This window comes from Streptomyces sp. WG5, from assembly GCF_049974565.1.
GTDB lineage: Bacteria > Actinomycetota > Actinomycetes > Streptomycetales > Streptomycetaceae > Streptomyces.
In genome coordinates this window covers 138,135-157,640 of the sequence record NZ_JBNGGC010000009.1, presented here as the reverse complement: position 1 = coordinate 157,640, position 19,506 = coordinate 138,135, and the positions used below count along the sequence as shown (strand labels likewise).

The following is a 19,506-nucleotide window of genomic DNA, read 5'->3' as shown; positions in this document are numbered from 1 at the left end:
GCGACGTACGGCGGCGGGCCGTCAGCCCTTCTTGGCCGAGTCGGCTCCGTCCTTCACGTCGTCAACGTCCTTCTCGTCGGTCTCGTCCTTCGAGGTGGCGTCCCCGGCGTCCTTGGAACCGGCGTCGGCGTCCTCCGTGGCGGCTTCGGCGTCCTCGGAGCCGGCGTCGGCGTCCTTCGCGTCGTCCCCGGCGTCACCGGCGGACGACTGTGCCCTCGGCTCGACCACGGCCTCCCGTCCCGGCCGCATCCGCGCCGAGAGCACGATGTAGACCACGGCCAGCAGGAACACGAAGAGCGCGGTCCAGTTGTTCAGCCTGAGGCCCAGGATGTGGTGGGCGTCGTCGACGCGCAGGTACTCGATCCAGAACCGGCCCACGCAGTACGCGGCGACGTACAGCGCGAACGCCCGCCCGTGGCCGAGCTCGAAGCGGCGGCCGGCCCAGATGACGAGCACGGCCACGCCGACGCACCACAGCGACTCGTAGAGGAACGTCGGGTGGTACGTGCCCGGCACCCGGCCGTCGGCCGACGAGGTGATCTCCACGGCCCACGGCAGGTCGGTGGCCTTGCCGTACAGCTCCTGGTTGAACCAGTTGCCCCAGCGGCCGATGGCCTGGGCGAGGGCGATGCCGGGGGCGACGGCGTCGGCGTACGCGGGCATCGGGACGCCCATGCGCCGGGCGCCGATCCAGGCACCCAGCGCGCCGAACGCGATCGCGCCCCAGATGCCGAGACCGCCCTCCCAGATCTTGAAGGCGTCGACCCAGTCACGGCCCTCGCTGAAGTACAGCTGGTAGTCCGTGATCACGTGGTAGAGCCGGCCGCCGATCAGGCCGAACGGAACGGCCCAGACCGCGATGTCGGCCACCGTGCCGGGCCGCCCGCCCCGGGCGACCCAGCGCTTGTTGCCGAGCCAGACGGCAACGAAGACGCCGATGATGATGCAGAACGCGTAGCCGCGCAGCGGGATGGGACCGAGGTTCAGCACCCCGCGCGACGGGCTGGGAATGAAGGCAAGTTCCATGGCAGGGTCGACGCTACCGTGTCGGACGGGACCCGCGGAGGGCAGCCCGGCTACGGGTCCGTAACGGGCGGACGGAGTGAGCGTCCTCCCGGACGCTCCGCCGCCGCGCTACTTGTCGGCGTCCCGCACCATCTGCTTCAGCTTCTCCGGGGTCATGGAGCGGTCCTGGTAGACGTTCTTGCCGTTCAGCAGGACGGTCGGCGTGCCGCCGAAGTCGCCGTCGAGGAAGGCCTTGTTGGACTTCTCCACCCAGCTGTTGTGCGTACCGTTCTCGACGCACTCCTGGAAGAGGGGGGTGTCGAGGCCGTCGACCTTGCGTCCCAGGTCGAGCAGCTTGTCCTCGTCGGCGAAGGCGTCGTCGGACTCCGCCGGCTGGTTGGCGAACAGCACGTCGTGGTACGGCGTGAACTTGCCCGCGTCCTGGGCGCAGGCCGCCGCGTTGGCCGCCTTGCGGGAGCCGGTGCCGCCCATGTTGCCGTCGATGATCGTCGCCAGGTGGTACTCGACCTTGAGCTGCCCGGCTTCGGTGAGCTCGTGGATCGTGTCGCGGTACGCCAGCTCGAAGCCCTTGCAGGCCGGGCAGCGGAAATCCTCCCAGATGGTGAGCGTCGACCTGGCGCTCTCCTTGCCGACGGGGATCGCGAGGCTGTCCTTGCCCTGCGCCCCGGAGGGCGCCACGACCGGACCGGCCGACTCGCTGCCGTCGTCCTTGCCCGCGTTCGCGGCGACCACGCCGATCACCGCCGCGAGCCCCAGGACGCAGACCACGCTCGCGCCGACGATCAGCGCGCGGCGGCGCTTGTCCTTGGACTTCTGCTTCTCTCGCTCGGCCGCCAGCTTCTGACGGGCGGTGCGCTTTCCCTCTCGGTTCTTCTCGCTCACACCCGCAGAACGAACCGGGGAGGCGCAGCGCGCCTCCCCGGTCCCAGGTCCACCCGTACGAGGGACCCGTATGACATACCTGTCGGTCCCTCCGGCCGGGCGGGACGACTACGCCTGTCCGCGCACGCCCTTCGCCAGGTCGGCGGCGAGCGTGCGGACGCCCTCCAGGCCGGCCGCGTCGTCGGGGGCGTCGAGCATGCGCTTGACGAACGCCGAGCCGACGATCACGCCGTCGGCGAAGCCCGCCACTTCGGCGGCCTGTGCGGCGTTGGAGACGCCGAGCCCGACGCAGACGGGGATGCCGGTGGTGGCGCGGGTCCGGCGGACCAGGTCCTCGGCCTGCGCGCCGACCGACTCGCGGGTGCCGGTGACGCCCATGAGGGAGGCGGCGTAGACGAAGCCGCTGCCGGCCGCGGTGATCTCGGCGAGCCGCGTGTCCTTGCTGCTGGGCGCGACCACGAAGACGGTGGCGAGCCCGTGCTTCTCGGCGTGCTCCCTCCACAGCGCCGACTCCTGGACGGGCAGGTCGGGCAGGATGCACCCGGCGCCACCCGCCTCGGCCAGCTCGGCGGTGAAGCGCTCGACGCCGTAGCGGTCGATGGGGTTCCAGTACGTCATGACGAGGATCGGCTTGCCGGTGGCCGCGTGGGCCTCCCGGACCGTCCGCATGACGTCGGCGATCCGGACGCCGCCGCGCAGGGCGATGTCGTCGGCGGTCTGGATGACCGGGCCGTCCAGGACGGGGTCGCTGTGCGGCAGCCCCACCTCGACGACGTCGGCGCCGCCGTCGAGCGCGGCCTTGACCGCCGCGATGCCGCCGTCCACGGTCGGGAACCCGGCCGGGAGGTAGGCGATGAGGGCGGAGCGGCCCTCGGCCTTCGCCGCGGCGAGGGTGTCGTTCAGCAGCTGCACGTTCCCGCTCACTTGGCGTCCCCCTCGATCTCGGCGGTGCCGGCCTCGTCGGCGGCGACCTCGGCGTCGGTGTCGTACAGCCCGAAGTAACGGGCGGCGGTGTCCATGTCCTTGTCGCCGCGGCCGGACAGGTTGACGACGATCAGCCCGTCCTCGCCCAGCTCCTTGCCGACCTCGATGGCGCCGGCCAGCGCGTGGGCGGACTCGATGGCCGGGATGATGCCCTCGGTGCGCGACAGCAGGCGCAGCGCCCGCATGGCGGCGTCGTCGGTGACCGCGCGGTACTCGCCGCGGCCGGAGTCCTTGAGGTAGGAGTGCTCGGGGCCGATGCCCGGGTAGTCCAGGCCGGCCGAGATGGAGTACGGCTCGGTGATCTGGCCCTCGTCGTCCTGGAGGACGTACGAGCGTGAGCCGTGCAGGATGCCGGACTCGCCCGCGGTCAGGGTGGCCGCGTGCTCGCCGGTCTCGATGCCGTGTCCGGCGGGCTCGCAGCCGATGAGGCGGACGTCCGCGTCGGGGATGAAGGCGTGGAAGAGGCCGATGGCGTTGGAGCCGCCGCCGACGCAGGCGATCGCGGCGTCGGGGAGGCGTCCGGCCTGCTCCAGGATCTGGCGGCGGGCCTCGACGCCGATGACGCGGTGGAAGTCGCGCACCATCGCCGGGAAGGGGTGCGGGCCGGCGACGGTGCCGAAGAGGTAGTGGGTGCGGTCGACGTTGGCGACCCAGTCGCGGAAGGCCTCGTTGATCGCGTCCTTCAGGGTGCGGCTGCCGGACTTCACGGCGATGACCTCGGCGCCGAGCATGCGCATGCGGGCCACGTTGAGGGCCTGGCGCTGCGTGTCGATCTCTCCCATGTAGATCGTGCAGTCGAGGCCGAAGAGCGCGCAGGCCGTCGCCGTCGCCACGCCGTGCTGGCCGGCGCCGGTCTCGGCGATCACGCGGGTCTTGCCCATGCGCTTGGTCAGCAGGGCCTGACCGAGCACGTTGTTGATCTTGTGCGAGCCGGTGTGGTTGAGGTCCTCGCGCTTGAGGAAGACGCGGGCGCCACCGGCTTCCGCGGCGAAACGGGGGACCTCGGTGAGCGACGACGGGCGGCCGGTGTAGTGGACGAGCAGGGCGTCGAGCTCCCGGGCGAACTCGGGGTCGGCCTTGGCCTTGTCGTACTCGACGGCCACCTCGTCGACCGCCGCGACGAGGGCTTCCGGGATGAACTTGCCACCGAAGGCACCGAAGTAGCCGTCCATGGTGGGGACTTGGCCGTCCGGGTCGGGGATGAAGAAGGTGCTGGGCATGCGTCAACCTCACGGTAAGTGGTGTTTGGTCACTGGTCGCCGTGGGGCGGGGGGCGGCCGGGTCGCTGCGGGCCGCGCGTGGTTACTCGCGCACACGCGGCGACGTCGCAGATCAGTGCGGCCCCGCGCCCCTCGCGGGACGCCGGTGCCATCGCATGCCGTTGACCTGCCCGGGTTCGTCACCGATGACGTACCGCACCCGGCGGCCGTGCACCCGGCGTGCGGGCGCGCGACAGCCTCGGGGCCGGCAGCCGCGCGCGAGGCGGGCGTACGGGTCCCGGGCGGCCGGGGTGAGCGGGAGAGTCATCGGGAGCAAGCCTACCGATGTCAGCCGCGGCCGTGGCGCAGTGCCGGATGTTCGCCGGCGGCGACCAGGTCGGCGACGGCGGTCTTGGGGTCCCGGCCGGTGACCAGGGACTCGCCGACCAGGACGGCGTCGGCCCCCTCGTTGGCGTAGGCGATGAGGTCGTGCGGGCCGCGGACGCCGGACTCGGCGACCTTGACGATGTGCGCGGGGATCTCCGGGGCGACCCGCTCGAACGTGCCGCGGTCGACCTCGAGCGTCTTCAGGTTGCGCGCGTTGACGCCGATGATCTTGGCGCCGGCGTCCACCGCGCGTTCCACCTCGTCCTCGTCGTGCACCTCGACGAGCGGGGTGAGGCCGATGGACTCCGCGCGCTCGATCAGTGACTCCAACGCCGGCTGCTCGAGGGCCGCGACGATCAGGAGCACGAGGTCGGCGCCGTGCGCGCGGGCCTCCCACAGCTGGTACGAGGTGACGATGAAGTCCTTGCGCAGCACGGGGATGTCCACGCGCGCGCGGACCGCCTCCAGGTCGGCCAGCGAACCGCCGAAGCGCCGCTGCTCGGTGAGGACGGAGATGACGGCGGCGCCGCCCGCCTCGTAGTCCGCGGCGAGGCCCGCCGGGTCGGCGATGGCGGCCAGCGCGCCCTTGGACGGGCTGGAGCGCTTGACCTCGCAGATGACCTTGACGCCGTCGCCGCGCAGCGCGGACACGCCGTCCTTGGCGGGGCGAGCCTTGGCCGCGCGCTCCTTGAGCTCGTCGAGGCTGACGCGCGTCTGCCGCTCCGCGAGGTCGGCACGGACTCCGTCGATGATCTCGTCGAGCACACTCACGCGAGCGGCCCCCTTTCAGACGGCGAAACCTGTGGTCACTGTGATGATATCCGGAGCGTGGCACGGACCTCGCATCCGATTGACGCCGGTACCTCACCCCGGCACGAAGGTGCCCCCGTCCTGGGTGTCCGCCGGGTGGTCAAGGGCGGAGCCAGCCGCCGAATGGCAGGTTCCGGACAACTGTGAAGGCCAGCAGCAACGCCCCCAGCGTCCACAGGGGGACCGGGCCGAGGTCGACCCGCACGGGCCGGCCGCGGATCACCCGCACCACCCAGACGGTCCACAGCACGGCGAAGCCCAGATAGCCGAGGACGGCAGGCGCGTTGGCGTGCAGCGCGGTCAGCAGGTCACCGTGGACGAACGCGTGGGCACTGCGCAGACCGCCGCAGCCGGGGCAGTGCAGGCCCGTGAAGCGCAGCAGGGGGCAGACGGGGTAGTGGCCGGGTTCGCCCGGGTCCACGCGCGCCACGTACGCGAAGGCTCCGACGACGGCCGCGAGCACTCCGGCCGGGACGGCCAGGCCCGCCAGGGCGGGCGCTCCCCGTGTCACGGCCCTGCTCCGCGTCGGCTTCCCGGTTTCGGCGTCCACGCTCCGCATTCTGCACCCGCCGGGCCGTACGCGCACGTGAGGGGCGGTCCCGGCATCCCGTGCCGATCCGCCCCTCAGGAAGTACCGCGACCGCCGTGCCCGGTCAGCCCTTGGCGTCGGCCGGCTCGCGCTCGCCGGCGACCTGGTGCACGGGGTGGTTCGTCCTCGGCTGTCCCAGGCCCATCATGCGCATGACGCCGCCCACGGCACCGCCGAGGAGCACGACCGCCATGCCGGCCCAGAAGCCCACCGGCTTGGCCGCCACCATGAACACGCCCGCGACGCAGAAACCGATGAAGGCGATGATGACACCCGTCCAGGCGGCCGGGGTGTGACCGTGGCTGCTGCCCGACATTGCTTGCTCCTCGTTGCTGTGTGCCAAGTCTGAGCAGGACGCTCATTCCCATTGTCCCGCACGGGCGCGCGCGCCGTGAGCGGGGGTGCTCCTCTGCGCGCGCGTGACGGCGGCCGGACGCCCGGGTGCCCGGGGCGCGTCGACGGGTGCCCGCGTGCGCACGGGCCCGGTCCTCGGGGGTTCAGGCGCCGGTCGGGTCCTCGCCGCGGTCGAGGGCCTTCCAGAGGTCTTCGGGACGGTCCGGGTCGACGGTCTGGGGGGTGCGGCGCGGGCGCGGGGTGCCGTCCCGCTCGTAGCGGCCGGACATGGCGGGCCACAGGCGGCCGTAGCGCAGGGCGAGCAGCCCGGCCAGCAGGAGCAGTGCTCCGCCCACCGCCGCGACGTACGGCCAGGCGGTGTGGGAGAGGGCGTCCACGGTGGCGGAGGTGTCACCGGCGGCCTTCGCGGCCTTGTCGTCCAGCGCGGAGCTGTCGGAGGCGCCGGCCAGCGCCGCGGCGACGGTGCCCGCGCCGCTCAGCGCGAGGACGGCGGCGACGGCGAACCGGCCCGCGCGGCGGACGGCGAAGACGGCGACGAGCGCGGCGAGGCCCACTATGGCGAGCGCCGCGGGCACACCCGTGACGTCGCTGCCCTTGGCGGTCAGGGGGAACGCGCCGCCGGCCACCGTCGCGGTGCCCTCCGACCACTCCTGCCGGGTGGCGAGCAGGGCGACGGCCGCGCCTAGCGCGCCGCACAGCAGGGCGGCGGCGAGGCTCCGGCGGCCGGCCCGGGCGGGTCCTGCGGCTGGGGTACGGGGGTGAGGAACGGCTGTCACGTACTCCACTATCACCCGAACACCGGGCGAACCGTTACCCGGGGCTCGGATTGACGGGCGTGAGAATCGCCCCACCGTCCCGGACGGATCTCCCGACCGCCCCGCCGGCTCGGCCCCACCGTCCCGGACGGATCTCCCGCCGTCCGCCCTACTGACCCGGCTGCCCCAGCCGGTTGGCCGTGTGCACCGCCCGCAGCACCGCAGCCGCCTTGTTGCGGCACTCGGTGTCCTCGGCGACCGGGTCGGAGTCGGCGACGACGCCGGCGCCGGCCTGCACGTAGGCCGTGCCGTCGCGCAGCAGGGCGGTGCGGATGGCGATGGCGGTGTCGGAGTCGCCGGCGAAGTCGAGGTAGCCGACGCAGCCGCCGTACAGGCCTCGCCGGGACGGTTCGAGTTCGTCGATGATCTGCAGGGCGCGCGGCTTGGGGGCCCCGGAGAGCGTGCCGGCCGGGAAGCACGCGGTGAGGACGTCGAAGGCGGTGCGGCCCGGGGCGACCCGTCCGGTGACCGTCGAGACGATGTGCATGACGTGCGAGTACCGCTCGACGGACATGAAGTCGACGACCTCGACGGAGCCGGGTTCGCAGACCCGCCCCAGGTCGTTGCGGCCGAGGTCGACGAGCATGAGGTGCTCGGCGCGCTCCTTGGGGTCGGCGAGCAGCTCGTCGGCGAGCGCCTGGTCCTCCTGCGGGGTTGCGCCGCGGGGCCGGGTGCCGGCGATGGGGTGCACCATGGCGCTCCCGTCCTCGACCTTGACCAGCGCCTCGGGGGACGACCCGACGACGTCGAAGCCGTCGAGGCGGAGCAGGTACATGTACGGGGAGGGGTTGGTGGCCCGCAGCACCCGGTACACGTCCAGGGCGCTCGCCGTGCACGGCGTCTCGAACCGCTGGGAGGGTACGACCTGGAAGGCCTCGCCCGCGCGGATGCGCTCCTTGATGTCCTCGACGGCGTCCTGGAAGTCGGGGCCGCCCCACTGCTCGGTGTACTCGGGCAGCTCGGAGGGCGGCAGCGCGGCCGGGGGCTGGGCCACCGCGCGCGTGAGGTCGGCCTCCATGGCGTCCAGGCGGGCGATCGCGTCGGCGTAGGCCTCGTCGACGCCCGTTTCGAGGTCGTTGTGGTTGATCGCGTTGGCGATCAGCAGGACGGAGCCCTCCCAGTGGTCCATGACGGCGAGGTCGCTGGTGAGCAGCATGGTCAGCTCGGGGAGTTCCAGGTCGTCGCGCTCCCCCGGGCCGACCTTCTCCAGGCGGCGCACGATGTCGTAGCCGAGGTAGCCGACCATGCCGCCGGTGAAGGGCGGCAGTCCCAGGTCGTGGGCAAGGTCGCGCGGGGTGTGCAGGCACTCGACGGTGGCGCGCAGGGCGGCCAGCGGGTCGCCGTCGGTGGGGACGCCGACGGGCGGGGCGCCCTGCCAGTGGGCCCGGCCGTCCCGTTCGGTGAGGGTGGCGGCGCTGCGGACGCCGATGAAGGAGTACCGAGACCATTGGAACGCCGTGCGTCCGTTCTCGGCGGACTCCAGCAGGAAGGTGCCGGGGCGTTCGGCGGCGAGCTTGCGGTAGAGCGCGACCGGGGTGTCGCCGTCGGCGAGGAGCTTGCGGCTGACCGGGATCACCCGGCGGTCGGCGGCCAGCTTGCGGAAGGTGTCGAGGTCCATGGCGTCCATGGGGGCAGACCCTACTGATCCGCGCCGGGCGCGTCGGAGCCCGCGCCGTCGCCGTGCACGCCGTCCGCGCCGCCCGCGCCGTCCGTGAGGAGGACGTCGGCGTCGAAGCAGGTGCGCGCGCCGGTGTGGCAGGCGGCACCGACCTGGTCGACCTTGACCAGGACGGTGTCGGCGTCGCAGTCCAGGGCGACGGACTTCACCCACTGGAAGTGCCCGGAGGTGTCGCCCTTGACCCAGTACTCGCGGCGGCTGCGCGACCAGTAGGTGCAGCGCCCGGTGGTCAGCGTGCGGTGCAGTGCCTCGTCGTCCATCCAGCCGAGCATCAGCACCTCCCCGGTGTCGTACTGCTGGGCGATGGCGGGCAGGAGGCCGTCGGCGCTGCGCTTGAGGCGGTCGGCGATCTCCGGGGCGAGCGGGCTGGGCCGCCGGGGGGAGCTGCTGGTCATGCGCCCATTGTGCCGCGCGGCGCGGACAGTCTCCGGCGCTGTCCATTGGGCGGACCCGGCCGGCGGCCGTAGGCTGACTCCATGTCGACTTTCGCCAAGCGTGAACGACTTCTGCTCGCGGACCTGTTGGAGACGGCCGGGCCGGACGCCCCGACCCTGTGCGACGGCTGGCGGACCCGTGACCTCGCCGCGCACGTGGTGGTGCGCGAGCGCCGGCCGGACGCCGCCGGGGGCGCCCTGATCAAGCAGCTGGCGTCCCGGCTCGACCGGGTGATGGAGGAGTACGGCGCGAAGCCGTACGAGGAACTGGTCCAGCTGATCCGCACCGGCCCGCCGCGGTTCTCGCCGTTCCAGCTCAAGCAGGTCGACGAGGCGGCGAACACGGTGGAGTTCTACGTCCACGCCGAGGACGTCCGCCGTGCCCAGCCGGACTGGTCGCCGCGCGAGCTGGACCCGGTCTTCCAGGACGGCCTGTGGTCGCGCCTGGAGCGCACCGCCCGTCTGATGGGCCGCGGCATCCCGACGGGCCTGGTGCTGCGCCGGCCGAACGGTCAGACGACCGTCGCCCACCGCGGCACACCGGTGGTGACCGCGACGGGCGAGCCGTCCGAGCTGCTGCTCTTCGCGTACGGCCGGCAGAGCGCCGCGAAGGTGGAGCTGGAGGGCGAGAAGGACGCGATCGCCCGGCTGTACGAGACGAAGCAGCTGGGGATCTGACGGGCCGGGCGGCTACCCCGGGAGTTCGGCCCGCCGCACGCCGGGCGCGCACAGGGCGACGACCCCGCCGAGGCCGCAGACCGCGGCGCTGACGGCGAAGACCGGGCCGGTGCCCCAGACGCCGATGGCGGCGGCGGACAGCGGCATGCTCAGCGGGGCGACGCCGAGGCTGACGATTCCGCCGACCGCGGTGACGCGCCCCAGGTAGGCGGGGGCCGCCCCGGTCTGGAGCAGAGCCCCGCACAGGGCGCCGCTGAGCCCCGCGAGCAGGCCGATGAGCAGCGCCGTCCCGACGGCCACGGGAAGGGTGGGCGCCTGTGCCAGCGCGCCGATCGCGGCCGCGCCGGGGACGAGGGCGCCGGCGACGACGTACCCGGCGTGCGGCACGCGCCCCCGGACGGTCAGCAGCAGGGCCGCCGTCCCGGCGCCCACCCCGAAGCCGGCGAGTACCCAGCCCATTCCGGCGGCTCCCCAGCCGCGTTCGTCGGCGAGCAGGGTCAGGCCGATGTTGAGCGGGCCGACGAAGCCGAGGTCCCCGAGGGCGATGACCAGCATCAGCGGTCCGAGGACGCGATGCCGGCGGATGTACCCGAGCCCGTCCCGCAGGTCCCGCCACGCGGTGCCGCCCCCAGCGGCCGTCACGTCGTCGGGGGGCAGCTCGCGCATCCGTACGGAGACCAGCAGCGGTACGGACACGGCGATCAGCAGACCGGCGCCGGCGAAGGCCGCCGCCGCGCCGCCGACCGCCACGCCGAGGCCGCCGAGGGGGGCGCCCACGACGGAGGAGAAGCGGATGGCGAGGCCTCGCATGCCCTGGACGCGGGCGAGCTGGTCCTTGCCCGTGATCCTGGCCGGGAGCGCCCCGACGGCGGGCAGGAAGAGGGCGTCCACCGCGCCGAAGACGAGGGCGAGGACGGCGAGGAGCCACAGTCCGGGGTCGGTCGCGAAGAGCAGTGCGGCCACCACGAGGACCGCCGCGCACCGTACGGCGTCGCTGCCGATGACGACCCTGCGCGGTCCCAGCCGGTCGACGACCACTCCCCCGCCGAGCATGAGCAGGGCGCGCGGCACCGCGCTCACGGCCGTGACGATCCCGGCCTCGGCGGGGCTGCCGTGCTGCACGGCGGCCCAGGACAGCGCGAGGAAGAAGATGCTGTCGCCGAGAGTGGAGGCGGTGTAGGCCGCGACCCAGCGCAGGACGTTGGGGTCGCGGTGGGCGGCGCGGCCGGGGGCGGCGATCCGGGGTGCGAGTGTGTCCGGCACGGACGTGCCCGTGTCAGCCACGGAACGGGAATCCGTACACGTGCAGCGCGACGTTCTCGCGCCCTTCGGTGTCGCCGGCTGCTTCGGCGGCCCGGCCCCGCTCGTCGTACTTCTTCGCCAGGGCGAGCAGCTCCGCGCCCAGTTCGCTCAGGTCGGCGGGGGTCAGCCGGAGCAGGGACTCGTTGTCGGGGGCGGCGGAGTTCCACTCGGGGCCCCAGGTGGGGCGTTCGTCGAGGTAGCGGCGGTACATGTCGGCGCGCTGCTCGTGGAAGAGCCGGGTGGCGGCGAGGTGGGCGGCCGCCCGCTCGGGGGCGTCGCGGACGTTCTCGTCGCGGATGGTCACGCTCGTCGAGGAGGGCTGCCACCAGCGCTCCCGGCCGTCCGCGCTCTGCGGGTCGGCCTGCTCGACCAGCCCGTGCTCGGCCAGTTTGCGCAGGTGGTAGCTGACGAGGGAAACGGCCTCGTCGACCTGCTCGGCGAGCTGTGAGGCGGTCGCCGTGCGTGCGACGCACAGCCCTCGGTAGAGCTGCAAGCGGAGGGGATGGGCCAGGGCCTTGAGGGTGCCCAGGTCGGTGATCGCGTGGTTCCGCTGGCTCGGCATACCGCCACACTAGATCGCGAAAGGAAAATTGCGCAATGCTTGTTGCGCAATTTTCCTTTCGCATTACCGGGTGGGGCAGGTCCGTGTGTCAGCTCTGTCCGCCGCGCCTACCTGACGGGGTGTCCCGCCTCGCGCAGTGCGCTCTTGACCTGCCCGATCCGCAGATCGCCGAAGTGGAAGACGGACGCCGCCAGCACGGCGTCCGCACCCGCCTCGACGGCCGGCGGGAAGTCGGCGAGGCGGCCCGCGCCGCCGGAGGCGATGACGGGGACGGTCACGTGCTTACGGACGGCCGAGATCATCTCCAGGTCGTAGCCGTCCTTCGTGCCGTCCGCGTCCATCGAGTTCAGCAGGATCTCCCCCGCGCCCAGCTCGGCGGCGCGGTGCGCCCACTCCACCGCGTCGATGCCGGTGCCGCGCCGGCCGCCGTGGGTCGTCACCTCGAAGGTGCCCGCCTCGGTGCGTCGGGCGTCGACCGACAGGACGAGGACCTGGCGGCCGAAGCGCTCGGCGATCTCGCGGATCAGGTCGGGGCGGGCGATGGCGGCCGTGTTCACGCCCACCTTGTCCGCGCCGGCCCGCAGCAGTTTGTCGACGTCGTCGGCGGTGCGCACGCCGCCGCCGACGGTCAGCGGGATGAACACCTGCTCGGCGGTGCGGCGCACCACGTCGTACGTCGTCTCGCGGTTGCCCGACGAGGCGGTGATGTCCAGGAACGTCAGCTCGTCGGCGCCCTCGGTGTCGTACACCTTGGCCATCTCGACGGGGTCTCCCGCGTCGCGCAGGTTCTGGAAGTTGACGCCCTTGACGACCCGGCCGTTGTCCACGTCCAGGCAGGGGATGACTCGGACCGCCAGGGTCATGAATCCACGGCTCCTTCGATGCCTCTCACTGTCCTCTGAATGCTTCCAGCTCCACCGACACCAGGACCCGCGAGTCCATGAAGCCCTCCACGACCAGCAGGGTCGTGACCGGGCGTACGGCGTCGAACAGCTCCTTGTGGGCGCGGCCCACCTCGTCGACGTCCCGCGAATGGGCGAGGTACACACGGGTCCGGATCACGGACCCGATGCCCAGTCCGAACTCGCCGATCGCCTCGACCGCGGTGGCGAAGGCCACCTTGGTCTGTTCGTACGGGTCGCCGTCGCCGTACAGCAGGTCGCCCTTGAAGGCGGTGGTGCCCGCCACGATGACGCGATCACCCGCCGCCACGGCACGTGCGAAACCGAAAGAATCTTCCCAGGGACTTCCGCTCTGCACGCGCCGTACGGCTTCGGATGTCATCGCGACACAGCCTCCAAGGCTTGCTCCAGGGTGAACGCCTTCGCGTACAGGGCCTTCCCGACGATGGCGCCCTCGACACCGGACGGGACGAGAGAGGCGATCGCGCGCAGGTCGTCCAGGGACGACACGCCGCCCGACGCCACGACCGGGCGGTCGGTCGCCGCGCAGACGTTCTTCAGGAGCTCCAGGTTGGGGCCCTGGAGGGTGCCGTCCTTGGCGATGTCGGTGACGACGTACCGGGCGCAGCCCTCCTTGTCGAGGCGGGCCAGCGTCTCGTAGAGGTCGCCGCCGTCACGGGTCCAGCCCCGCCCGCGCAGGGTCGTGCCCCGTACGTCCAGACCGACCGCGATCTTGTCGCCGTGCTCGGCGATGACCTCGGCGACCCACTCGGGGGTCTCCAGGGCGGCCGTGCCGAGGTTCACGCGGGTGCAGCCGGTGGCGAGCGCCGCGGCGAGGGTGGCGTCGTCGCGGATGCCGCCGGACAGCTCGACCTTGATGTCCATGGCCTTGGCGACCTCCGCGATCAGCTCGCGGTTGTCCCCGGTGCCGAACGCGGCGTCCAGGTCGACGAGGTGCAGCCACTCGGCGCCGGAGCGCTGCCAGGCGAGGGCGGCCTCCAGAGGGGAGCCGTAGGAGGTCTCGGTGCCGGACTCGCCGTGCACGAGGCGGACGGCCTGGCCGTCGCGGACGTCGACGGCGGGGAGGAGTTCGAGCTTGCTCATCTCTACAGGGTCTCGATCCAGTTGGTGAGGAGCTGGGCTCCGGCGTCGCCGGACTTCTCGGGGTGGAACTGGGTGGCCCACAGGGCGCCGTTCTCCACGGCCGCCACGAAGGGCTTGCCGTGCGTGGCCCAGGTGACCTTGGGGGCGGCGATCAGCGGGTTGTGCGACTCCTGCGTCCACTCGTGGACGGCGTAGGAGTGCACGAAGTAGAAGCGGGCGTCCGCGTCCAGCCCCGCGAAGAGCTGGGAGCCGGCCGGTGCCTCGACCGTGTTCCAGCCCATGTGGGGCACGACGTCGGCCTGGAGCGGTCCGACGGTGCCGGGCCACTCGTCCAGGCCCTCGGCCTCCACGTCGTGCTCGATGCCGCGCGCGAACAGGATCTGCATGCCGACGCAGATGCCCATCACCGGGCGTCCGCCGGCCAGCCGGCGGTCGACGACCCAGTCGCCGCGCGCGGCCCTGAGGCCCTCCATGCAGGCGGCGAAGGCGCCGACGCCGGGAACCAGCAGCCCGTCGGCGTTCATGGCCTTGTCGAAGTCACGGGTGATCTCGACGTCGGCTCCCGCGCGCGCGAGGGCGCGCTCGGCGGAGCGGACGTTGCCGAAGCCGTAGTCGAAGACGACGACCTTCTTGTCGGCGGCGGTCAACTCCACACCTCCAGCCTCAGGACGCCCGCGAACAGACACATGGCGGCGCCGATGGAGAGCAGCACGATCAGGCCCTTGGGCATCTGCTGCTTGGCGAAGGAGATGATGCCGCCGATGAAGAACAGGCCGACGACGATCAGCGCGGTGGACGTACCGTTCATGGGTTACAGCGCGCCCTTCGTGGAGGGCAGGATGCCGGCCGCGCGCGGGTCGCGCTCCGAGGCGTAGCGCAGGGCGCGGGCCAGCGCCTTGAACTGGCACTCCACGATGTGGTGCGCGTTGCGCCCGTACGGCACGTGCACGTGCAGCGCGATCTGGGCCTGGGCGACGAAGGACTCCAGGATGTGCCGGGTCATCGTGGTGTCGTACTCGCCGATCATCGGCGCCATCTTCTCGGGCTCGGTGTGCACGAGGTAGGGGCGGCCGGACAGGTCGACGGTGACCTGGGCGAGGGACTCGTCCAGCGGGACCGTGCAGTTGCCGAAGCGGTAGATGCCCACCTTGTCGCCGAGGGCCTGCTTGAAGGCGGCGCCCAGCGCGAGGGCGGTGTCCTCGATGGTGTGGTGGGAGTCGATGTGCAGGTCGCCGTCGGTCTTCACGGTCAGGTCGAACAGACCGTGCCGGCCGAGCTGGTCGAGCATGTGGTCGTAGAAGCCGACGCCGGTGGCGATGTCGGTCTTGCCGGTGCCGTCGAGGTCGATCTCGACGAGGACCGAGGTCTCCTTGGTGGTGCGTTCCACGCGTCCTACGCGGCTCATGCGCTCTGCTCCTTCTTCAGTTCACGTACCGCGTCGAGGAACGCGTCGTTCTCGGCCGGGGTCCCCGCGGTGACCCGCAGCCATCCCGGCACGCCGTTGTCCCGGACCAGGACGCCCCGGTCGAGGATCTTCCGCCAGACCTCGTGGGCGTCCGCGAACCGTCCGAACTGGACGAAGTTGGCGTCCGACTCGGTCACCTCGTAGCCGGCCGCGACCAGTTCGGTGACCAGCCGGTCCCGCTCGGTCTTCAGCCGCTCGACGTACTTCAGCAGCGTGTCCGTGTGCTCCAGGGCGGCCAGCGCGGTCGCCTGGGTGACGGCGGAGAGGTGGTACGGCAGCCGGACGAGCTGGACGGCGTCGACGACGGCCGGGTCGGCGGCGAGGTAGCCCAGGCGCAGTCCGGCCGCGCCGAACGCCTTGGACATGGTGCGGGAGACCACGAGGTGGGGCCGGCCGTCGAGCAGCGACAGCAGGGAGTCGCCGTGGCTGAACTCGATGTACGCCTCGTCCAGGACCACCATGGACGGCCCCGCCGCCTGGGCCGCGTCGTACAGGGCGTGGACGGTCTCCGGCGGTACGGCGGTGCCGGTGGGGTTGTTGGGGGTGGTGATGAACACGACGTCGGGGCGGTGCTCGGCGATGGCCTTCTCGGCCGCCGCGAGGTCGATCGTGAAGTCGTCGTTGCGGGGCCCGGAGATCCACCCGGTGCCGGTGCCGCGGGCGATCAGGCCGTGCATCGAGTACGACGGTTCGAAGCCGATGGCGGTGCGGCCGGGGCCGCCGAAGGTCTGCAGGAGCTGCTGGATGACCTCGTTGGAGCCGTTGGCCGCCCACACGTTCTCGACGCCGACGCGGTGCCCGGACGTGCCGGTCAGGTACTCGGCGAGCCTGGTGCGCAGCTCGACCGCGTCCCGGTCGGGGTAGCGGTTGAGGTTCCGGGCGGCCTCGCGGACCCGCTCGGTGATGCGGTCGACCAGCTCCGCGGGGAGCGGGTACGGGTTCTCGTTGGTGTTCAGCCGTACGGGGACGTCGAGCTGGGGCGCGCCGTAGGGGGACTTGCCGCGCAGCTCGTCCCGCACGGGAAGATCGTCGATGCGGATGTCGCTCACTTGCCCTCGGGAACCTTCCAGTCGAACCTCGCCTTGACCGCCGCGCCGTGCGCGGGCAGGTCCTCCGCCTCCGCCAGCGTCACCACGTGGTGCGCGACCTCGGCCAGCGCGTCGCGCGTGTAGTCGACGATGTGGATGCCGCGCAGGAAGGACTGCACGGACAGGCCGGAGGAGTGGCAGGCGCAGCCGCCGGTGGGCAGGACGTGGTTGGACCCGGCGGCGTAGTCGCCGAGCGAGACGGGCGCCCAGGGGCCGATGAAGATCGCGCCCGCGTTGCGCACCCGGCCGGCCACCTCGGTGGCGTCGGCGGTCTGGATCTCCAGGTGCTCGGCGCCGTACGCGTCGACGACCTCCAGCCCCGCGTCGACGCTGTCGACCAGGACGATGGCGGACTGCTCGCCCTTGAGCGCGGGGACGATCCGGTCCTCGACGTGCTTGGTCGCGGCGACCTGCGGCTCCAGTTCCCGCTCCACCGCGTCGGCCAGTTCGGCGGAGTCGGTGACCAGGACGGCCGCCGCGAGCGGGTCGTGCTCCGCCTGGCTGATCAGGTCGGCGGCGACGTGCGCCGGGTCGGCGGTGGCGTCGGCGAGGACGGCGATCTCGGTGGGACCGGCCTCGGCGTCGATGCCGATCCTCCCGGTGAAGTAGCGCTTGGCGGCGGCGACCCAGATGTTGCCGGGGCCGGTGACCATGTTCGCCGGCGGGCAGGACTCGGTGCCGTACGCGAACATCGCGACGGCGGTGGCGCCGCCGGCCGCGTACACCTCGTCGACGCCGAGCAGGGCGCAGGCGGCGAGGATGGTCGGGTGGGGCAGGCCGTCGAACTCCGCCTGGGCGGGAGAGGCGAGCGCGATCGACGGGACGCCGGCTTCCTGCGCGGGCACCACGTTCATGATCACCGAGGACGGGTAGACCGAGCGTCCGCCGGGCGCGTACAGGCCCACGCGGTCCACCGGCACCCACTTCTCGGTCACCGTGCCGCCGGGCACCACCTGGGTGGTGTGCGTGGACCGGCGCTGGGCGCGGTGGACGAGACGGGCGCGGCGGACGGACTCCTCCAGGGCCGCGCGCACGGCCGGGTCCAGCCCTTCGAGGGCACGGGTGAGCGCCTCGGCGGGCACCCGCACCCGGTCCAGCCGCACGCCGTCGAACCGCTCGGCGAAGTCGATCAGCGCCGCGTCGCCCCGATGATGCACGTCCTCGCAGATCGGACGCACCTTCTCCAGGGCGGCCGAGACGTCGAAGTCGGCTCGGGGCAGCAGGTCGCGCAGGGCGGGGCCCTCGGGGAGGGCGTCGCCGCGCAGATCGATTCGGGAGATCACGGAACCAATTCTCTCAGACCCGCGTCGGGCACGGTCCGCGCGTATCAATGGCTGATACAGAACGCGACGGCCGGCCGGGCCACGAGCGGCCCGCGAACAGTTCGTGCTCACCATGAGTGTTCAGAGAGTCACTCAGTGGGCATGAACGGTTGTACGAACGGTGAGTGACCGACGAGTAGCTGGGGAGGGAGTGAAGCGCCGTGACCGAGGGGGCCGGCCACCGTGACGGAGAGCTGCCGGACGACCTGACGGCCACTGAGGCCGGCATGTGGCAGGCCTTCCGCAACGGCAGCGTGTACGACCTGAGCAGCGGCGACGCGTTCGCCGACGACCCGCACGGCGGGCATCCGTGGGGGCCCGAGCGGACGGTGCGGGCCCGCATCGTGTGCTGGCTGCTTCTCGACGGTCCGCCCGCGCTCGCGGGCCGGGTCTCCTCCCTGCAGCTCGTGGGCGTGCGGATCAGCGACACGATGGACCTCGCGGGCGGCACGGTGGTGCCCTACGTCGAGCTGCGGCGCTGCCGGTTCGAGCGGGAGGTCCTGCTGCCGGAGACCCGTTTCACGACCGTGCGGCTGGTGGACTGCGCGGTGCCGCGGCTGGAGGCGGCCCGGCTGCAGACCGAGGGCGACCTGCACCTGCCGCGCTGCCGGTTCCGGGCCGGCATCCGGCTCACCGACGCGCAGATAGGCACCGACCTGCTGCTCAACCAGGCGGTCGTGCACCGGGACCGCAGTGGCCGCTCGATCGCCGCGGACGGCCTGAGCGTCGGGCAGGACCTCCAGGCCGAGATGCTGGAGTCGTACGGCGAGGTGAGTCTGCGCAGCGCCCAGGTCGGCGTCTCGCTGAGCCTGCGTGGCGCCCGGCTCCTCAACCCGTACACGCGGCACGCGCTGAACGCCCCGCAGCTGACGGTGGAGCGCACGCTGTACCTGACCCCGGCCGGGCTCGGCAGCCCGCTGCTGCGGGGCACGACTCCGGCGCAGGGGACCCGGATACAGCGGTTCGAGTGCGAGGGCGGGGTGCGGCTGGACGACGGGCGGTTCGGCGACGCCGTCGACTTCGAGCACGCCCGGTTCACCTTCACCGACGAGCAGGAGCTGTCGCTGCGCCGGGTCCAGACGCCCGAGCTGCGGTTCCTCGGCGAGCGGCCGGCGCGCGGCCGGGTGGTGCTGTCGGGGGCGCGGGTGGTCAACCTGATGGACCGGGCGGACAGCTGGCCGGGGCCCGGCCGGCTGCACATGGGCGGCTTCGCCTACGAGAACCTGGTGCCGCGGGGGCCGTTCCCGCTGGCGAAGCGGCTGCGCTGGGTGGGCGCCGCGACCGCCGAGTACCACCCGGAGCCGTACGAGCGCCTCGCCGCGGTGCTGCGGGCCGGCGGCGAGGACGAGGACGCCCGCGAGGTGCTGCTCGCCAAGCACCGACGGCGCCGCGAGAGCCTGCCCATAGCCGCGAAGCTGGTGGGGTACGCGCAGGACTGGACGGTCGCCTACGGCTACCGGCCGGGCCGGGCCGCGGTGTGGATGGCGGTGCTGTGGGCGACCGGCTCGTTCGCCTTCGCGCGCGCCGACCCGCCGCCGCTCAAGAGCGACGAGCACCCGGACTGGAACCCCGCCCTCTTCGCTCTCGACCTGCTGCTGCCGGTCATCGACCTGGGCCAGGCCGCCTCCTGGCGACTGCACGACGGCTGGCAGTGGCTGGCGACGGCCCTGATCCTGTTGGGCTGGATCCTGGCGACCACGGTCGCGGCGGGAGCGACGCGGCTGCTCCGCCGGAACTGACCGCGTTCCCGGCGCGGAAGGCACCGCCTCGCGCGGCGGAACGCGGCTCACCCGTCGTGGGGAGGCGCGACACCCGCCGCCGGAGCGGCCCCGCGTCCCGGAGCCCGACGCAGCACGCCCCCGCCCGGCGGGCAGAACACGAACGGCCGAAGGCACAGCCGCACCGCACAACCATCGCGAACCGTC

At 72.7% G+C, this 19,506-nt stretch carries 23 protein-coding genes; 2 read left to right on the top strand and 21 right to left on the bottom strand.

The annotated features are described in order from the left end of the window. Positions 1 to 21: 21 nt before the first annotated feature. The 11 genes from lgt to hisI form a co-directional block, all read right to left on the bottom strand. Positions 22 to 1,026 (bottom strand): prolipoprotein diacylglyceryl transferase, encoded by a 1,005-nt coding sequence (gene lgt, locus ACP4IX_RS11845; protein ID WP_426555449.1) that lies wholly within the window; start codon positions 1,024 to 1,026, stop codon positions 22 to 24. A gap of 108 nt (positions 1,027 to 1,134) precedes the next feature. Then, positions 1,135 to 1,908, bottom strand: a complete 774-nt coding sequence (locus ACP4IX_RS11840; RefSeq protein WP_426555448.1) for a DsbA family protein — start codon at positions 1,906 to 1,908, stop codon at positions 1,135 to 1,137. 108 nt (positions 1,909 to 2,016) lie between these two features. Continuing rightward, positions 2,017 to 2,832, bottom strand: a complete 816-nt coding sequence (gene trpA / locus ACP4IX_RS11835; protein WP_426522885.1) for a tryptophan synthase subunit alpha — start codon at positions 2,830 to 2,832, stop codon at positions 2,017 to 2,019. Next, positions 2,829 to 4,112, bottom strand: coding sequence for a tryptophan synthase subunit beta (gene trpB / locus ACP4IX_RS11830; RefSeq protein ID WP_426555447.1), 1,284 nt, complete (start codon positions 4,110 to 4,112; stop codon positions 2,829 to 2,831). The genes trpA and trpB overlap by 4 nt, the downstream gene beginning before the upstream one ends. A gap of 112 nt (positions 4,113 to 4,224) precedes the next feature. Beyond that, the gene (gene trpM, locus ACP4IX_RS11825; protein WP_426522887.1) at positions 4,225 to 4,419 is read right to left on the bottom strand and encodes a tryptophan biosynthesis modulator TrpM; all 195 of its coding nucleotides are present in this window, start codon (positions 4,417 to 4,419) and stop codon (positions 4,225 to 4,227) included. A gap of 20 nt (positions 4,420 to 4,439) precedes the next feature. Then, positions 4,440 to 5,249, bottom strand: coding sequence for an indole-3-glycerol phosphate synthase TrpC (trpC, locus tag ACP4IX_RS11820; RefSeq protein WP_426522888.1), 810 nt, complete (start codon positions 5,247 to 5,249; stop codon positions 4,440 to 4,442). A 139-nt stretch (positions 5,250 to 5,388) separates the two neighbouring features. Continuing rightward, entirely contained in the window at positions 5,389 to 5,847 is a 459-nt protein-coding gene (locus tag ACP4IX_RS11815; protein ID WP_426522889.1) for a DUF2752 domain-containing protein, read from the bottom strand. 94 nt (positions 5,848 to 5,941) lie between these two features. Beyond that, entirely contained in the window at positions 5,942 to 6,193 is a 252-nt protein-coding gene (locus ACP4IX_RS11810; protein WP_426522890.1) for an HGxxPAAW family protein, read from the bottom strand. 181 nt (positions 6,194 to 6,374) lie between these two features. Next, positions 6,375 to 7,016 carry a TIGR02234 family membrane protein gene (locus ACP4IX_RS11805; protein ID WP_426522891.1) on the bottom strand — a complete coding sequence of 214 codons (642 nt, stop codon included), beginning with the start codon at positions 7,014 to 7,016 and terminating at the stop codon, positions 6,375 to 6,377. A 139-nt stretch (positions 7,017 to 7,155) separates the two neighbouring features. Beyond that, positions 7,156 to 8,664: an anthranilate synthase component I gene (locus ACP4IX_RS11800; protein ID WP_426555486.1), complete on the bottom strand. Its 1,509-nt coding sequence runs from the start codon at positions 8,662 to 8,664 to the stop codon at positions 7,156 to 7,158. A gap of 20 nt (positions 8,665 to 8,684) precedes the next feature. Beyond that, the gene (hisI, locus tag ACP4IX_RS11795) at positions 8,685 to 9,119 is read right to left on the bottom strand and encodes a phosphoribosyl-AMP cyclohydrolase (RefSeq protein ID WP_426555446.1); all 435 of its coding nucleotides are present in this window, start codon (positions 9,117 to 9,119) and stop codon (positions 8,685 to 8,687) included. A gap of 81 nt (positions 9,120 to 9,200) precedes the next feature. Between hisI and ACP4IX_RS11790 the strand changes: the two genes are divergently transcribed. Beyond that, positions 9,201 to 9,836, top strand: coding sequence for a TIGR03085 family metal-binding protein (locus tag ACP4IX_RS11790; RefSeq protein WP_426522893.1), 636 nt, complete (start codon positions 9,201 to 9,203; stop codon positions 9,834 to 9,836). Between the two features lie 12 nt (positions 9,837 to 9,848). Here the strand turns inward: ACP4IX_RS11790 and ACP4IX_RS11785 are convergent, their stop codons facing one another. From ACP4IX_RS11785 to hisD, 10 genes are all read right to left on the bottom strand, one after another. Continuing rightward, positions 9,849 to 11,099: an MFS transporter gene (locus ACP4IX_RS11785; RefSeq protein ID WP_426555485.1), complete on the bottom strand. Its 1,251-nt coding sequence runs from the start codon at positions 11,097 to 11,099 to the stop codon at positions 9,849 to 9,851. Positions 11,100 to 11,112: 13 nt separating this feature from the next. Then, a complete protein-coding gene (locus tag ACP4IX_RS11780; protein WP_426555445.1) occupies positions 11,113 to 11,700 on the bottom strand; it encodes an ArsR/SmtB family transcription factor in 588 nt (195 codons plus the stop codon). A 107-nt stretch (positions 11,701 to 11,807) separates the two neighbouring features. Further along, positions 11,808 to 12,563, bottom strand: a complete 756-nt coding sequence (gene hisF / locus ACP4IX_RS11775) for an imidazole glycerol phosphate synthase subunit HisF (protein WP_426522895.1) — start codon at positions 12,561 to 12,563, stop codon at positions 11,808 to 11,810. A 25-nt stretch (positions 12,564 to 12,588) separates the two neighbouring features. Next, positions 12,589 to 12,984, bottom strand: a complete 396-nt coding sequence (locus ACP4IX_RS11770) for a RidA family protein (protein ID WP_426555444.1) — start codon at positions 12,982 to 12,984, stop codon at positions 12,589 to 12,591. Continuing rightward, on the bottom strand, positions 12,981 to 13,706 hold the full coding sequence (gene priA, locus ACP4IX_RS11765; protein WP_426522897.1) for a bifunctional 1-(5-phosphoribosyl)-5-((5-phosphoribosylamino)methylideneamino)imidazole-4-carboxamide isomerase/phosphoribosylanthranilate isomerase PriA: 726 nt from the start codon (positions 13,704 to 13,706) through the stop codon (positions 12,981 to 12,983). The genes ACP4IX_RS11770 and priA overlap by 4 nt, the downstream gene beginning before the upstream one ends. Before the next feature lie 2 nt (positions 13,707 to 13,708). Continuing rightward, a complete protein-coding gene (gene hisH / locus ACP4IX_RS11760; protein ID WP_426555443.1) occupies positions 13,709 to 14,359 on the bottom strand; it encodes an imidazole glycerol phosphate synthase subunit HisH in 651 nt (216 codons plus the stop codon). Beyond that, complete coding sequence (locus ACP4IX_RS11755; RefSeq protein WP_179350155.1) at positions 14,350 to 14,514, bottom strand: hypothetical protein; 165 nt, start codon at positions 14,512 to 14,514, stop codon at positions 14,350 to 14,352. Before ACP4IX_RS11755 ends, hisH begins: the two co-directional genes overlap by 10 nt. A 3-nt stretch (positions 14,515 to 14,517) precedes the next feature. Next, positions 14,518 to 15,111, bottom strand: coding sequence for an imidazoleglycerol-phosphate dehydratase HisB (hisB, locus tag ACP4IX_RS11750; RefSeq protein WP_019328035.1), 594 nt, complete (start codon positions 15,109 to 15,111; stop codon positions 14,518 to 14,520). Further along, on the bottom strand, positions 15,108 to 16,220 hold the full coding sequence (locus ACP4IX_RS11745) for a histidinol-phosphate transaminase (RefSeq protein ID WP_426522899.1): 1,113 nt from the start codon (positions 16,218 to 16,220) through the stop codon (positions 15,108 to 15,110). Before ACP4IX_RS11745 ends, hisB begins: the two co-directional genes overlap by 4 nt. Continuing rightward, positions 16,217 to 17,542, bottom strand: a complete 1,326-nt coding sequence (gene hisD, locus ACP4IX_RS11740) for a histidinol dehydrogenase (RefSeq protein WP_426555442.1) — start codon at positions 17,540 to 17,542, stop codon at positions 16,217 to 16,219. The genes ACP4IX_RS11745 and hisD overlap by 4 nt, the downstream gene beginning before the upstream one ends. 200 nt (positions 17,543 to 17,742) lie before the next feature. Here hisD and ACP4IX_RS11735 point away from each other — a divergent pair, with 200 nt between their 5' ends. Next, positions 17,743 to 19,320 (top strand): oxidoreductase, encoded by a 1,578-nt coding sequence (locus ACP4IX_RS11735; protein ID WP_426522901.1) that lies wholly within the window; start codon positions 17,743 to 17,745, stop codon positions 19,318 to 19,320. The last annotated feature ends 186 nt before the right edge of the window (positions 19,321 to 19,506 follow it).

Bases quoted from the DNA above. Each gene is read 5' to 3' on its own strand.
- lgt (WP_426555449.1), bottom strand. From the start codon at position 1,026: ATGGAACTTGCCTTCATTCCCAGCCCGTCGCGCGGGGTGCTGAACCTC.
- trpB (WP_426555447.1), bottom strand. From the start codon at position 4,112: ATGCCCAGCACCTTCTTCATCCCCGACCCGGACGGCCAAGTCCCCACC.
- trpM (WP_426522887.1), bottom strand. From the start codon at position 4,419: ATGACTCTCCCGCTCACCCCGGCCGCCCGGGACCCGTACGCCCGCCTC.
- ACP4IX_RS11815 (WP_426522889.1), bottom strand. From the start codon at position 5,847: ATGCGGAGCGTGGACGCCGAAACCGGGAAGCCGACGCGGAGCAGGGCC.
- ACP4IX_RS11810 (WP_426522890.1), bottom strand. From the start codon at position 6,193: ATGTCGGGCAGCAGCCACGGTCACACCCCGGCCGCCTGGACGGGTGTC.
- ACP4IX_RS11800 (WP_426555486.1), bottom strand. From the start codon at position 8,664: ATGGACCTCGACACCTTCCGCAAGCTGGCCGCCGACCGCCGGGTGATC.
- hisI (WP_426555446.1), bottom strand. From the start codon at position 9,119: ATGACCAGCAGCTCCCCCCGGCGGCCCAGCCCGCTCGCCCCGGAGATC.
- ACP4IX_RS11790 (WP_426522893.1), top strand. From the start codon at position 9,201: ATGTCGACTTTCGCCAAGCGTGAACGACTTCTGCTCGCGGACCTGTTG.
- ACP4IX_RS11780 (WP_426555445.1), bottom strand. From the start codon at position 11,700: ATGCCGAGCCAGCGGAACCACGCGATCACCGACCTGGGCACCCTCAAG.
- hisF (WP_426522895.1), bottom strand. From the start codon at position 12,563: ATGACCCTGGCGGTCCGAGTCATCCCCTGCCTGGACGTGGACAACGGC.
- ACP4IX_RS11770 (WP_426555444.1), bottom strand. From the start codon at position 12,984: ATGACATCCGAAGCCGTACGGCGCGTGCAGAGCGGAAGTCCCTGGGAA.
- priA (WP_426522897.1), bottom strand. From the start codon at position 13,706: ATGAGCAAGCTCGAACTCCTCCCCGCCGTCGACGTCCGCGACGGCCAG.
- ACP4IX_RS11755 (WP_179350155.1), bottom strand. From the start codon at position 14,514: ATGAACGGTACGTCCACCGCGCTGATCGTCGTCGGCCTGTTCTTCATC.
- hisB (WP_019328035.1), bottom strand. From the start codon at position 15,111: ATGAGCCGCGTAGGACGCGTGGAACGCACCACCAAGGAGACCTCGGTC.